We start from the raw sequence: 15309 nt of genomic DNA, 5'->3' as shown, positions 1-15309 counted from the left end.
CATTGCGTGTCAGAAAAGCAATCCTAAATTTTTAGGATTGCTTTTTTTATGGACTTGACCTTCGTTAATAACTCTCCAAAACTTAACTTTTTAAAGCCTGTCTTTTTCTTTAATTTTAAACTTTTCCCTTTTTCTAAATCCTAGAAAAGCAACCTAAAGAGAATCAGCGATGTACCTAATATTTGATACTGAAACTACCGGCTTACCCAAGAACTGGAACGCTCCCATTACCGATTCTGACAACTGGCCCAGAGCGATACAAATCGCGTGGCAGTTGCATGACGATATGGGGAACTGCATTGAGCATCAGGATTATTTAATTCGTCCTGACGGATTTGACATTCCGTTTGATGCCGAGCGTATTCATGGTATTTCAACAGAATTGGCACAACGCGACGGTTTGCCTTTGGGGGAAGTTTTAGGGAAATTCAAAGCCGCTTTGGATAAAACCAAATTTGTGGTGGGTCAAAACGTAGGTTTTGACGTCAACATTATGGGCGCAGAATTCCATCGCTTAGATGTTACAAACCCACTTCAGGAACTTCCGGTTTTAGATACCTGTACCGAAACCACTGCACAGCTTTGTCAAATTCCTGGAGGACGTGGTGGTAAATTTAAATTACCCACACTTACTGAGCTGCATCAGTATTTGTTCGGCAAACCTTTTGGCGAAGCCCACAATGCAACTGCCGATGTAGAAGCCACTACCCGTTGCTTTTTTGAATTGGTGCGCCGCCGCATGTTTACGCAGGAAGAATTAGATGTACCTGCAGGCTATTTTGAAGATTTTCAAGAAGTCAATCCACAGCCTATCGAGTTCATCGGTTTAAAGCACATTAACCTTAAAGCAGCTTCAGACGAAATACGCAAAACCCTGCAAAAAGCAGATCAGGCTGATATTTCTAAGGAGGAAATTAAAGAGAATAAAGAGCAACTTGCCAAGGTTGATTTTGTGCATTTACACAACCACTCGCAATTCTCCATTCTTCAGTCTACCTCAAGTGTTCACGATCTGGTTGCCGCAGCAAAAAAACACAAAATGCCTGCTGTTGCGATTAGCGATATGGGAAATATGATGGGAGCTTTCCACTTTGTAAAAGCATTAACCGCGCACAACAAAGCAGCTCTTGCTAAAAATGCAGCACTTGAGGAATCCGGCGAAGAACCTACAGAAACGGTAATAAAACCTATTGTAGGCATCGAACTCAACGTCTGCCAGGATCACACCAATAAAAGTCAAAAAGACAACGGCTATCAGATTGTGTTCATCGCCAAAAACAAAAAAGGCTATCACAATCTGGCAAAAATGGCATCGCTCGCCTACACAGACGGTTTTTATTATGTGCCGCGTATAGACCGTAAAATTGTAGAGCGCTATAAAGAAGACCTCATCGTTCTTACCGGTAACTTATATGGTGAAGTGCCCAGCAAAGTGCTTAACGTGGGTGAAAAACAAGCCGAAGAAGCTTTACTGTGGTGGAAAGAAACTTTTGTCGAAGATCTGTATATTGAGATCATGCGCCACGGGCAGGAAGATGAAGACCGCGTAAATCAGACCTTGGTTGAATTTTCTAAAGCACACGATGTGAAGTTGGTTGCGACTAACAACACCTTTTACATTGATAAAGAAGATGCGACGGCTCACGATATATTGCTTTGTGTAAAAGATGGTGAAAAAGTAGCTACGCCAAAAGGTCGCGGACGTGGATATCGTTTTGGTCTGGATAACGAAGAATATTACTTCAAGTCTGCGGAAGAAATGAAAGCGCTGTTTACAGATCTGCCGGAAGCAATAAGCAATGTGACCGAAGTTGTAGATAAAATTGAAGCTTTTGTTTTAGCCCGGGACGTACTCTTACCCGCGTTTACTATTCCTGAAGAATTTCAGTTTGAAGAAGATAAATTGGATGGCGGAAAACGCGGTGAAAATAAATTCTTAAAACACATCACCTTTGAAGGAGCAAAAAAACGTTACCCTGAAATCACACCAGATATTGAAGAACGCCTCAACTTTGAGCTAAGCGTTATTGAAAACACAGGATATCCCGGATATTTCCTTATTGTGGAAGATTTTATTCGCGAAGCTCGTAATATGGACGTATCGGTTGGTCCCGGTCGGGGTTCAGCTGCCGGTAGTGCGGTGGCCTACTGTCTGGGGATTACTAATATTGATCCGATTAAGTACGATTTGCTTTTTGAGCGTTTCCTGAATCCGGATCGTGTGAGTATGCCCGATATTGATATCGATTTTGATGATGAAGGCCGAAGCCGGGTGATGGACTATGTAATCAATAAATACGGGGCTAATCAAGTGGCACAGATCATCACCTATGGTACGATGGCTGCAAAATCTTCGATACGCGATACAGCGCGAGTTTTAGACCTTCCGTTAGGAGATGCCGATCGTATCGCGAAGCTGATCCCTAATATGTCTAAACTCGCCAAGATCTTTGGGCAGAGCGAAGCTGAACTGAAGAAGAAATTCCGTTCTGATGATCTGGTTAAAGTAAACGAATTGCTCAACCTTGCGGAAGGCGATGATTTGGAAGGTCAAACGCTGCGTCGCGCACGTCAGCTAGAAGGTTCGGTGCGTAACACCGGGATTCACGCCTGCGGGGTAATCATCACACCGGATGACATTACCAATTTCGTTCCTGTTTCCACAGCAAAAGATTCAGATCTGTATGTCACGCAGTTTGACAACTCGGTTGTTGAAGAAGCCGGACTATTAAAGATGGACTTCTTGGGTCTGAAGACCCTTACGCTGATTAAAGACACCGTAAAACTGGTTAAGCATAAACACGGTATTGATCTCGATCCGGACAGTTTTCCGCTAGATGATCAAAAAACCTATGAGTTATTCCAGCGTGGAGATACGGTAGGGATTTTTCAGTATGAATCACCCGGAATGCAAAAACATATGCAGGCCTTAAAGCCTACCGTTTTTGAAGATCTTATTGCGATGAACGCCCTGTACCGCCCGGGACCTATGGAATACATCCCGAGTTTTATCGCACGGAAACACGGGGATGAAGAAATTCAGTATGACCTTCCTGCGATGGAAGAATATCTGGAAGAAACCTACGGAATTACCGTTTATCAGGAGCAGGTAATGCTCCTGTCGCAGAGTTTAGCCGGCTTTAGTAAAGGTGATGCCGATGTCTTGCGGAAAGCGATGGGTAAAAAAATCTTTGCCCTGCTGGAAAAACTAAAACCGCAGTTTCTTGACGGTGGTGAGAAAAACGGTCACGACCGAAAAATCCTTGAAAAAATCTGGAAAGACTGGGAAGCTTTTGCCGCCTATGCCTTTAACAAATCGCACTCTACCTGTTATGCATGGATTGCTTATCAGACCGCGTATTGTAAAGCCCACTACCCTGCCGAATATATGGCGGCGGTACTGTCTAACAATATGAACGACATCAAGCAGGTGACCTTCTTTATGGAAGAATGTAAGCGTATGGGACTTGAAGTATTGGGTCCTGATGTCAATGAATCGTTTAGAAAGTTTACCGTAAACGATCAGGGCGCTGTGCGTTTTGGCATGGGTGCTGTAAAAGGTGTTGGTGCAAACGCCGTTAAAACCATTGTAGAAAACCGGAAAGACGGCCAATATCGATCGGTTTTTGACCTTGCAAAGCGTATCGATTTACGAGCAGCTAATAAAAAAGCTTTTGAAAGCCTGGCGCTTGCCGGCGGGTTTGACAGTTTTCCTACCTCGCATCGCGCACAGTATTTTAAAGATGAAGGCGACGGGATTACCTTCTTAGAAAAGGCGGTAAAATACGGAGCGAAATTCCAGGAAAATGAGAATTCTGCTCAGGTAAGTTTGTTTGGCGAAGCCAGTGAAGTACAGATTCCCGAGCCGGTTGTTCCGCCTTGTGAAGAATGGGGAACGATGGAAAAACTGCGTCGTGAAAAAGAAGTGGTAGGTATTTATATAAGTGGTCATCCGCTGGATGATTTTCAGTTGGAAATGGATAATTTCTGTAACGGAAAAATCAAAGATTTCAACAATTTGGATCAGCATCTTAATCGCGAACTTACCATTGGCGGTGTGATTTCTGACGTGCAACATCGGGTTTCTAAAAATGGGAAAGGCTGGGCTGCGTTTACTGTTGAAGATTTTGAAGAGTCTTTTGAATTCAGGATGTTTGGTGAAGAGTACCTCAAATTCAGGCACTTTTTAATTCCAAATTCGTTTATACATATGCGGGCTTTTGTACGGGAAGGCTGGACGAATCGGGATACCGGTAAAAAAGGCGATCCGCGGATACAGTTCAATAATTTTATGCAGCTGCAGGATGTAATGGAAACCTTTAGTAAAAAGCTCACCATCAATCTGGATCTAAAAGAAGTGCAAAGCAACCGTATAGAAGAACTACGCGAAACTTTATTCAATCACCGTGGCGATCACAACCTGCATTTTTATGTGTTTGAGTCTGAACAAAAAATCGCCCTTCAGATGCCAAGCCGCAAGAAAAAGGTGAAAATTAGTAGTGCGTTGTTACATGAACTGAAAGCGCAACGGTTTAGTTTTAAATTGAACTAGATGGCTTTAAAATAACTAAGTTAATTATTCCGGCGTTCCCCTAATGGTCGGGCCTGCCCCTTGTGGTCACGCCCAAAAACGTTTTTAAAAAAATGTGCTAAAATCAATTAAACTGATAAAAACATAGTCAAATCTAATTCGCTCCTTGTAAGCTTTGGAAGAATAATTGACTAATTTTGCATTAATAACCTAAATAACAGAATAAAAATGGCACTAGAAATAACAGACGCAAACTTTGAAGAAGCGGTATTACAATCAGAAAAACCGGTCTTAGTAGACTTTTGGGCTGCTTGGTGTGGACCTTGTAGAATGGTAGGTCCTGTAATTGAGGAAATCAGCAAAGAGTATGAAGGGAAAGCCGTAATAGGTAAACTGGATGTAGATGCGAATCAAGAGTTTGCTGCAAAATATGGTGTGCGTAATATACCTACTGTTTTGATGTTTAAAGGCGGTGAAGTTGTAGGGCGCCAGGTAGGTGTTGCTCCTAAAAATGTATACACAGAAGCGATAGACGGTTTGTTATAGTCTATAGTAACGTTTCTTAAAAATAAAAAAGGTTTGGCTTAGCGTCAGACCTTTTTTATTTAAAAGCTTTTGCCGGGCCTGCAAGGCTTTGTTTATTTATAAGCATTTCACAAGTTTATTGTTTATACTTGTTAGGGAGATTTAAAAAATTGTACCGAAATTTACGAGATAGTCAAAACGCCAAGTTTTGACACATCGCAACATAAAAAAAAGAAAATTTTATTCGAATTATACTCTTTTCAGGTTGTGTTTCCTGAAACTTGAATACCGATTAAAACTATTTAAAATTAAATTATGGAAACTAAAAAAGGAAAACCACAAGATAGTATAGATGCAAAATTGCTTGAAGAACGCAAAGTATTCTTATGGGGGCAGGTAGATGACAAGAGTGCTAAACACGTTGTAGACCGTTTGTTATATCTAGATGCCTTGAGCAATGACGAAATTCAATTTTACATCAACAGCCCGGGGGGGTATGTAACTTCAGGCTTCTCAATTTACGATACGATAAAATCTATAAAAAGTCCAGTTTCTACCATTTGTACTGGTCTTGCTGCTAGTATGGGAAGTATTTTACTTTCGGTAGGTGAAAAAGGACGTCGTTTCATTCAGCCTCACGCACGCGTGATGATTCACCAGCCTAGTGGCGGTGCTCGCGGACAAGCAAGTGATATTGAAATCACCGCTCAGGAAATCTTGAAAACAAAAGAATTGAGTGCCAAAATTCTTGCTGAAAATTGCGGTCAGGATTACGATAAAGTGATGAAAGACTTTAACCGGGATCACTGGATGGGTGCAGACGAGTCTGTCGCTTATGGTATTGTTGACGGAATCATTTAATAAAGTTAGCAGTCTCAGTTTACAGGTGATATTTTTTTTACCGCATCCGTAAACTGAGACTAAATACTGCCCTGCTGAACATATGGATTTACAAGCGCATCTGAATACAATAACCGGTTTTAATAATCTGGAGCTCCTCGCAGGTCAGATTGTTGAAGGCTTTATTAGCGGGATGCATAAAAGTCCGTTTCACGGGTTTTCTGCAGAATTTGCAGAACACAAGGTTTATAATGCAGGTGAAAGCACCAAACACATAGATTGGAAACTCTACGCCCGCACAGACAAACTGTATACGAAGCGTTATGAGGAAGAAACCAACCTGCGGTGTCACCTCATTATAGATAATAGCAGTAGTATGCATTATCCCGCTTTAAAAAGCAGCGATTTAAATAAACCCAATAAGATTGCGTTTTCGGTTTTAGCCTCGGCAGCTATCATGCAGCTGATGAAAAAACAACGCGATGCCGTAGGCTTGAGTGTTTATGCTGAAAAGTTTGAATTTTATGCTCCTGAAAAAGGCGGCGAGCGGCATCATCATATGCTCCTTAACCAACTCAATCAGGTTTTAATCAAACCCAATAAAGATCGAAAAACAGATGTGTATACAAATCTGCATTTTATAGCTGAAAAGTTGAAGCGCAGATCTCTGGTGTTTTTGTTTAGCGATTTGTTTCAGAATGAGATTCAACAGGAAAAAACCTTTGAAGCCTTGCAGCATTTAAAGTATAACAAACACGAGGTTGTATTATTTCACACCTTCGATAGTGCTACGGAATTAAATTTTGATTTTGACAGCACGCCTAAGCGTTTTGAAGATATAGAAACCGGAAAAAGTATAGACGTTTTTTCTGAAAATCTAAAAGACGCTTATTATGAATCTGTAAACAAGTACTTTAACGCGTTAAAATTGCGCTGTGCGCAGTATAATATTAATTATGTAAGCGCAGATATACAGCGAGGTTTCGCTCCTATTCTGAGTACTTTTTTAGTTGAACGCAGGCAGTTTTTATAGCATTTAAAAAAACTTTAAAAAATTGTTTGCACACTTAAAAAATGGATGTATATTTGCACCCGCAAGAAAGGAAATAATCAACACTTCTAATCTTGAAAGTTCTTAAAATATTGGTCTGGTAGTTCAGTTGGTTAGAATACATGCCTGTCACGCATGGGGTCGCGGGTTCGAGTCCCGTCCAGACCGCTAGGAATTGGTCTAAATTCCTGTAAAAGCCTGTAAATCATATGATTTACAGGCTTTTTTATTTTCTATAATATCGTTTAAATTCAAATAATTGCAGAAAAAAGGTGCGCGATTCGGTGAGTCATTTTTTTCTTCAAAAAGACTCACCGCGCAACCTCATAAAGTGTTAAAATAAAGGCTATTACACGATTTCTTTAACACAATTTAAATATGCAGTTTGTACCTTGATTGCCTAATCAAAAGACAATCAGTTATGACTACTTCAATCTCCATCCTTTTCTATCCAAAAACTTCAGCTAGAAAATCCCTCAAAAATCCCACGATTTACGCCAGAATTACGGTTAATTCTAAACGCAGTGAATTTTCAACGCATCACAAGGCCTCCAACAAATGGGATCCTAAGCTAGGTAAAATGACCGGGTATAGCGCAGAGGCCCGTATGATCAATAGACACTTAGATGATATTCGAACAAAGGTCTATGAAATTTTTGATAGACTCTCAAGAGAGGGAAAACCTATTTCTGCTCAAATTATAAGAGATATTTATCAAGGAAAAGATGATGAGCAACGCTGCCTTCTTGAATTATTTCAAGAACATAATGACCGCATTGAAAGCCTTGTTGGCAAAGGATATTCCCAGGGCACATTGCAACGCTATAAGGCTGCTAGAACCCATTTAGAAAACTATTTATTATTTCTGAAAAGAGCTGGTGATATTCCATTAAGAGAAATTGATTACCAATTCATATCAGGCTTCGAGCATTATTTAAAATCCGAAAAAAATTGCGCACACAATACAGCGACAAAATACATCGTCAACTTTAAAAAAATTATGCGTATAGCCTTAGCAAATCAATATATAGAAAAAGACCCTTTCTTTCATTGGAAATCCAATTGGAAAACAAAGGAACGGGAGTTTTTAACTAGTGATGAATTAAATAAACTCGCTCATAAAGAATTTTCAATTCCACGTCTAGAACAGGTACGCGATATTTTTCTCTTTTGTTGCTTTACCGGCCTTGCGTATGCCGATGTAAATAAGCTAAATCCAAATGATATCATTCCAGGAATTAATGGTCAACAATGGATAAAAACAAAAAGGCAAAAGACTAAGACTTTAAGTAGCATTCCGCTACTACCAACAGCGTTCGAAATTTTAGAAAAGTACAAACATCACTCTTGCAGAACGGAGCAGGAAAAATTACTTCCCGTACTTACCAATCAAAAGTCAAATGCGTATTTAAAAGAAATAGCAGATGTTTGCGGAATCTATAAAAGTCTAACTACGCACTTAGCGCGGCATACATTTGCTACAACAGTAACCTTATCACGTGGAGTGCCAATGGAAACAGTGAGTAAAATGCTGGGGCATACATCCCTAAAAACCACCCAGATTTACGCCAAAGTTTTGGATTCTAAAATAAGTTCAGACATGGAACTATTAAAACAGCAAGGAACATTAATCAATCCTAAAGCCGAAAAAGTCAACTAAGTTGGCTCTAATAAGTTTGATCCGATTAAATGGTATTTGTAAACCATAGAAGATGTACCAAAATGCACTAAGTACTGCATTGAGAAGTGACCTACTACTGCACCAACAAGCGCACTAAGTAGTGAATCGTTATATAAAACATGTATAAACATTATAAAACATATATAAACATGCCATGGCAATCTAAATATAACTTTTTTATTTTCAGCACCCTAACAATTTTAAATAAAAGTCTCTCTTCAGAAATAACGATGTTTTAAAGCCTCAGAATTGACAATCTAAGACGCGTTAACAACTTGCTTATGAAAAGAAAAAAAGTTTCTCAAATCAGCCTTAAAATTCCGTTTGTAAATGGATATTCCAATAAGGGTTGAATTGATGGCACCTATCAAGTTTTTTCTTTTATTTCGACTATTTCGTTTATTTCGTTTAATTTTGTGTCAGATCAATTAACTAGAACAATGGAAGAATTAAAAAATATAAAGAGACCCTCTAAGGAGGAACAATCTACAGCATTTGAATCGTATAATGCGCTAGAGGCAGTATTGAAAGATATTAAGGATAAATCTCCTGAAATTGAAATTGAAGAAACTAGAGAAAAAATTAGAGTTCCCCTAAAAGCCCTGAAATTGTTGGCTAAAATCCTAAAAGCTATGGGTGATGGAAAACCAATTTCTATAGTTCCAATAGCTGCAGAAATGACGACTCAGGCTGCAGCAGAATTTTTAGGCTGTTCCAGACCTCATTTAGTAAAATTATTACAGGAGGGTAAAATTCCATTTACAAAAATTGGTAAACATCGAAGGGTAAAGTTTGAGGATGTTGCTACTTATAAGGATCAAATGAAGAGAGAGCAGGAAGCTTTAATTATTCAAATGATGAAGTCAGACGAAGAATCCGGACTATATGATTCATAGTGTTCGCTTTATTTGTGTGCTAGACACCAATGTAATTTATCCGCTACTAGTTAGAGATGTAATGTTCTGGTTTGCTTTTTATGAATTATTTACTCCCAAATGGAGTCAGCATATTTTTGACGAATGGGATAGTGTAATGGAAAGGAAAGGTATACCAAAAGAGGAAAGACTAAAACGAATCCATGTTGCTAACAGGGCATTCCCTGATGCTATGGTTAATAACTATGAGCAACTTATAAAAAGTTTAGAATTACCTGATGAAAAAGATCGACACGTTTTAGCTGCCGCTATTAAAACAAATGCGAATATTATTGTGACTGAAAATTTAAAAGATTTTCCTAAAGAGTATTTGGCTTCATTTGGATTAAGCGCTAAATCTAGTGATGATTTCTTAACTGATATAATTGATTTAAATCCCGAAAAAGCAGTGGAAGCTTTCAGGAAGCTTGTTATGAATAGGACAAATCCGGATTTAGATGAATTTGAAATTTTAGATAGGCTAAGAGATCTCGGTTTAAAGGATACAGCAAATTATTTGCACGCTTGTCTTTAATAATTGTAGCTAACGGCAGTTCATCTCATACTGTTTAAAATTAAGAATTATTACACTTCAAAACAGTTCGGTTTAAAGGGATGCTTACATAAAGAAGTAATGTTTATAAACTCTTTTCTTGCTTTCATGTTAATTTCCGCTCAACAAACTTTGGTTGCTCCTCTTCCTTGTAGTTAAAAAGCCGATCCAATAGCACTTTGGTCGGTTTGGTTTGTTGGGTTTCAATTCTTCGTAATATAGCTTCTACCCCATCCATCCGTTTATTGATTAATCTTTCCAATCGCTGTTTAGAATCATCAAAGGGCTCAAACGGACTGATGGAGTTCTGCTCAAAAAAGTCTAAAAGAGCCTCTAAGGTTTCAGTATAATTGGCATCATTTGCTATGGCATACTTTTTAAAGCGCTCCACTGTTTCGGTGTGAAAATTTATTCGGGAAAATCGTTTACTCATCACTAGGTTTTTAAAGATTAGGATAATCAATCGCCCTGTTTATAAGGGTTTTGAAGCGTTTCACGGAAAATTACTACAAAGCAGTTGTTTTCAATACTTTATAAAATAAAATAACTTACTTAAAAACAGTTGTTTACAAATATAAATAAGCTGTATAACCTCGCGCAGCGGGTTATCCTCTTGCTTCTCATTTTTATCCGCTTCGCTACTCAAAATGATAACTTTTACACCCTAAGTTATCAATTAAAATCCGCATTAATTTTGATATCAAATGCTTTCAAATTTTATGGAAGATAAAAACCATTTACTTGGTATATCTGGAGCGTTTTTCTTGAAGTTTGATAGAAAATAGTTGCTCCATATTATTTAGATTTCAATATCCATTCAAACGAAAAATAGTTGCTTCTAAGCATCCATTTACTTTCCATAGCGCCATCGCGTTTCCTTTTCGATTACCTCGATTTAAAATTTAGTATTGAGGAAAGCTTTTATAAAAAGAGCGACAGCGGAGCCTGATTATGCAAAGCGGCTCAAACTAAATTTTAGTTCTTTCAAGAAAAGGAAAGGTGCGTTTGAAAAAGTGTGTTGGTAGTTTTTTGAGTTTGACTCAGCCTCTTTTTGAGCAATCATTTTATAGTTCACTTGAATCAAGCGAACGTAATCCCTTTTTCCGGGATTGGGTTCAAGATTTTTGAATGAACCGCTTTTACCGTAATGAAGCTATTTTGCGGAATGGAGGGAAATGGGGTGAAGAATTATGGATCTAAAATTCTATTCTATAGAACCAATAAAGTCAAGTTTCTTAATTCTGTTTTTTGCCCATTGGATTACTTGCTCTTTATCACTATCAACTAATCGATTATTTTCAAGCACCAGTATAAATTCCTTCAGATTTTCAACACGTTTCCATTGATCCGCTAATTGTAAAAGCTTTTCAAATTTTTGATCATCTTCAATCCTTTTCCGTTTTAAAGCTTCAGCCCTTTCTGATTCAATTTTATTTCTTCGGTGTTTTACATTACGATAAATAGATTCTGCACGTTCGTTCTTGGCTAAATATTCAAGCCTGGCAATGATTTCAGAAATTTTATTCTCTAGAGTTAGAGTCTTTTGATCTTGCCATTCTTTACCGCTCCATCTATCAATTTTTAAAGCAAGCTTTCCTGTAGGTATATAATCAGATCCCCATCCATCACTTCTAGGAACCCGTTTATTAACCTCACGAAGACTAAACGGATAGGACACCCCGCAAATATAAATTTCATATTGGTAGTTCCGGATTTCGAAATGGTGTCCTCGCAATCTTAAATTTTTAATCAAGCAGTCTACAAATCGCAGCGCACGAGACTCTTGTTCTTTAGAGGTGTTAATAGAAATTGTAGGATTGTCATAACTGCTTAAGTATTGACCTCTCTTACGTGCCTTTTCTCGCTGTTCTTTTATTCTTAGATAGTCTTCGACCAACCTATCAGGTTTACTGAGTCTTTGAGACACATTTAAATCTAGACTTTGGTCCTCTTCTATTTCTTTTTTTAAGTGTTTTTCTAAAGCCTTTCCTCTTAAATTGACCCAAGAAATAGAGTCATTTTCTTCATTAATAGCTCCCCAAATAATACGTTCATCATCAGAGTTAGGCAATTCTGGTTGAGCTGCTTGTTTGCCAAATTTTAATTTCAACCAATAATTAGATGGAGGTCGAGGTATATCGTGTTTTTTACAAAGCGCTACTATTGTATGGTAGTCAATCTCCAGCTCCTCTGTTATCTTAGTTAAGGGCTTAGACCAAACTAATTCATAAAACTTCTTACGAGTATATTGATCCATTCTACGTTTGTTCAACAATTCGAAGTTTTAAAATAAAGAATGAATGAGCCTGAATATCATTCGATTCAAGTTTAATAAACTATTTCAAGAATCTTACAAAAAACTGTTTACTCTTCTATTTTCAATAGGCAATTATTCATCCAAATTTTCAGGGTATAAGATTAAAGTCGCTTGATTCTTTGTAGTCAAATATTCTTTTAGTTTTTTACTAGCCTTAATAGTAGTCAATGAATCCAACTGTTTTTTATATTGTTTCAACCTATTTAAATCAAGATCATAATCATAACTATTTTTAATATAACTAAGCCAAAAATTATTATTCCTAAGGTTTAGTTCATGTTGCCTTAGTTCTTGTGCCTTAAATTTATTTAGGTCTTCTAAACTCACACCCGATTTGATAATTTTTCCTATTTCCTCTTTTGCTGCTGCAATTAAGCTTTCTGCTCTTGAGGAAGCACAGCTAAAAGAAATCGAAAGAGAATAATAAGGTTTAGGAATTCTACTAAGGCTTAATCCTATAGAAGGGCTATAAACTCCAGCCTCTTTCTCTCTTAGCCTTTTTAAAATTTTATCCTCTAAAATTATCTTAGTGGCTTGAAGGGCCTTGGTATTCAAATCTGAATACTTAAATAAATCATGATAGATTAAAACTACAGTTGCCTTATCCTCCAATCCTTTGTATAGCTTTTTCTCAACCTCACCTTGTAAAGCAGCAATCCCTACATCCTTGTATGATTCTTTAATTCCTGAATCAGGAAGAGCTCCTAAATACTTTTGAATTAACGGTGTTATTTTTTCAATATCAAAATTACCTACAAAAACAAAGGTAAAGTCTCCCGCATCATCAAATCGGTCCTTGAAAAAGGATAAAGCTTGTTGAGGGTCCGCTTCATCTAATTCTTTTGCAGTTAACGGTTTAACCCAAGAACTCTCCCCTTGCATTACTTTTGTCACTGTATCTTGAAATACCGCGATGGGGTTTATTGTTTTCGCCTTAAGTGAAACTTCATAGTTCTGCTTGAAGGTTGCAAATACCGTAGTATCAAATTTAGGCTGTGTCAAATAAAGATAAGTGAGTTCCAATGTTTGTTCAATGTCCTCTTGATTGGAAGCACCGCTTATACCTTCGGAATATGTACTGATAAATGGTCGGATACTTATTGTTTTACCAGCAAGCATCTTTTGAACCTGGGTGGCATTGAACTTAGATATTCCTGAAGCAGGAATAATATTATCTGCAATTTTTGCTGCAGGAAGATATTCAGAATTGGCTAAAGAGGTTCCTCCTGCGCTAAAACCAGTAAAAAGTATCTGATCATTTTTAAAATCTGTGGGTTTTAAGATAACTTTTAACCCATTTTCTAAGATAATTTCCTTTGCACCTATAACATCTAACGTTTTTTCAGATCTGATAGAACTTTGAGGAAGCTTCTGTTCTAATAATGCCCCTTCAATTACATCATCTGTGTAAGCGTTTAACTCTTCAAACTCTCCATTAACCCATTCTTTTAGAGTTTCTTCATCAGGTAAAATATTTGCATCTGATGATGAAGCTTGTAAAAAAATAATCTGATTTTTGTCAGAGACCCATTCCTTTATAATCGAATTTAAATCCTCAACCGATATTTCATTTAATTTTTCATTGTAGAAAGAATGTGTATAGTCAATACTTAAAATTGGTTCATCCTTTAGAAAATGATTCAAATAGGTGTTTACATAAGATTCAGAAGGAATTTTATCCTTTTCTGCGAAGGTATTGTTAATGGAGGTTAAAAAATTTTCACGCACCCGTTGCCATTCTGTAACATTGAATCCATATCGTTCTGCTCGCTCCAACTCTTGCATTACCGCTTTCACTGCTTTCTTTGTAGTAGATGCATCCTTAGCAACCACTTGTATATTAAATGCATCTAGCCCCCCAATTCCTCCTTGATAACCTCCATATTTCATACTAGCATTGAGAAATGGAGCATTCCCCTTTTGTATAATTTCGCGTATTCGTGCTCCTAACATAGCATTTACAGCACTCCTTTTTATCGCCTGTAAAAAATCAGCCTCTGTTTTTAATGGTTTTGAACGATGTTTATATACTACTGAGACAACATTATAGGAAAACTCTGGATCAGTTACTATTTTAACCTTTGAATTCTGATTATTTGGAATAGTATAATCCTTAGGGTAATTCCTTAAGTTTTTAGAACGTATTTCTCCAAAGTACTTTTTAATATAAGATTCAGCCTGATCTGTTTCTATATCACCAACCACTACTACAGCCTGAAGGTAAGGCTGATACCAAGTGTTATAAAAATCCCTTAATTGACTCGTTTTAAAATTTTTGATATTTTCTGTTTTTCCAATAGGAATACGTTCTAGAAATCGTGAATCTTCTAAAAGAACCGGTAATAGCTGTTTACTTAAACGTTCATTTACATTCTTCCCACGTTGGCGCTCCTCTTCTATAATAATTCCGCGCTCACTTTCTATATCTTCCTCATTTAATAACATTTTGTTTGACCAATCCGAAAGAATCTTAAATCCGGACTCTAATAATATATTATCATCAGTTGGTAAGGGTAATTTATAAACCGTTTGATCAAAACCGGTATGTGCATTGAGATCTGCTCCAAAACGGACACCTGCACTTTGTAAATAATCAATAAGCTCATTTTTAGGAAAATGTTCTGTACCATTAAAGGCCATATGCTCAGTAAAATGTGCTAGCCCTGATTGTTCATCGGTCTCCTGAAGAGATCCAGCTTTTAAGACAAGGTATAAATAAGCTCTATTATTTGGCTCATCATTTTCTTTAATGTAGTATGTTAGACCATTATCAAGACTATCTATTAGAACCTCCTGATCCAACGGCAAAGTTTTCTCATTATTAGTTTCTTGAGCCTCTAAAACATTCGGCAAACTCAAGATAAGAAATAAGGCCTTAAGGATAATATTTTTCATTT

10 protein-coding genes and 1 tRNA gene are annotated in these 15309 nt (G+C 37.4%); 8 read left to right on the top strand and 3 right to left on the bottom strand.

Features of this window, described 5'->3' with window-relative positions:
• Positions 1 to 169 precede the first annotated feature (169 nt).
• The 8 genes from dnaE (at position 170) to BUB91_RS06770 (ending at position 10077) form a co-directional block, all read left to right on the top strand.
• A complete protein-coding gene (dnaE, locus tag BUB91_RS06805) occupies positions 170 to 4552 on the top strand; it encodes a DNA polymerase III subunit alpha (RefSeq protein ID WP_073098481.1) in 4383 nt (1460 codons plus the stop codon).
• 207 nt (positions 4553 to 4759) lie between these two features.
• On the top strand, positions 4760 to 5077 hold the full coding sequence (gene trxA, locus BUB91_RS06800) for a thioredoxin (RefSeq protein ID WP_073098480.1): 318 nt from the start codon (positions 4760 to 4762) through the stop codon (positions 5075 to 5077).
• Between the two features lie 294 nt (positions 5078 to 5371).
• Positions 5372 to 5917, top strand: a complete 546-nt coding sequence (locus BUB91_RS06795; protein WP_073098479.1) for a ClpP family protease — start codon at positions 5372 to 5374, stop codon at positions 5915 to 5917.
• A gap of 82 nt (positions 5918 to 5999) precedes the next feature.
• Positions 6000 to 6929, top strand: a complete 930-nt coding sequence (locus BUB91_RS06790) for a DUF58 domain-containing protein (protein ID WP_073098478.1) — start codon at positions 6000 to 6002, stop codon at positions 6927 to 6929.
• Positions 6930 to 7041: 112 nt separating this feature from the next.
• Positions 7042 to 7115: transfer RNA gene (locus BUB91_RS06785), tRNA-Asp, on the top strand.
• Between the two features lie 253 nt (positions 7116 to 7368).
• On the top strand, positions 7369 to 8607 hold the full coding sequence (locus BUB91_RS06780; protein ID WP_073098477.1) for a site-specific integrase: 1239 nt from the start codon (positions 7369 to 7371) through the stop codon (positions 8605 to 8607).
• 461 nt (positions 8608 to 9068) lie between these two features.
• Positions 9069 to 9524, top strand: a complete 456-nt coding sequence (locus tag BUB91_RS06775) for a helix-turn-helix domain-containing protein (RefSeq protein WP_073098476.1) — start codon at positions 9069 to 9071, stop codon at positions 9522 to 9524.
• On the top strand, positions 9514 to 10077 hold the full coding sequence (locus tag BUB91_RS06770; protein ID WP_073098475.1) for a PIN domain-containing protein: 564 nt from the start codon (positions 9514 to 9516) through the stop codon (positions 10075 to 10077). The genes BUB91_RS06775 and BUB91_RS06770 overlap by 11 nt, the downstream gene beginning before the upstream one ends.
• 124 nt (positions 10078 to 10201) lie before the next feature.
• On the opposite strand, the gene BUB91_RS06765 is transcribed toward BUB91_RS06770, so the two are convergent.
• The 3 genes from BUB91_RS06765 to BUB91_RS06755 form a co-directional block, all read right to left on the bottom strand.
• Positions 10202 to 10528 (bottom strand): BfmA/BtgA family mobilization protein, encoded by a 327-nt coding sequence (locus BUB91_RS06765; RefSeq protein ID WP_073098474.1) that lies wholly within the window; start codon positions 10526 to 10528, stop codon positions 10202 to 10204.
• 771 nt (positions 10529 to 11299) lie between these two features.
• Entirely contained in the window at positions 11300 to 12352 is a 1053-nt protein-coding gene (locus BUB91_RS06760; RefSeq protein WP_073098473.1) for a hypothetical protein, read from the bottom strand.
• Positions 12353 to 12484: 132 nt separating this feature from the next.
• Entirely contained in the window at positions 12485 to 15307 is a 2823-nt protein-coding gene (locus BUB91_RS06755) for a M16 family metallopeptidase (RefSeq protein ID WP_073098472.1), read from the bottom strand.
• Between the last annotated feature and the right edge of the window lie 2 nt (positions 15308 to 15309).

The sequence above is a fragment of the Leeuwenhoekiella marinoflava DSM 3653 genome (assembly GCF_900129005.1).
GTDB lineage: Bacteria > Bacteroidota > Bacteroidia > Flavobacteriales > Flavobacteriaceae > Leeuwenhoekiella > Leeuwenhoekiella marinoflava.
Note: the sequence above shows the minus strand (reverse complement) of the source record. Positions and strands in the feature narration are given on the sequence as shown.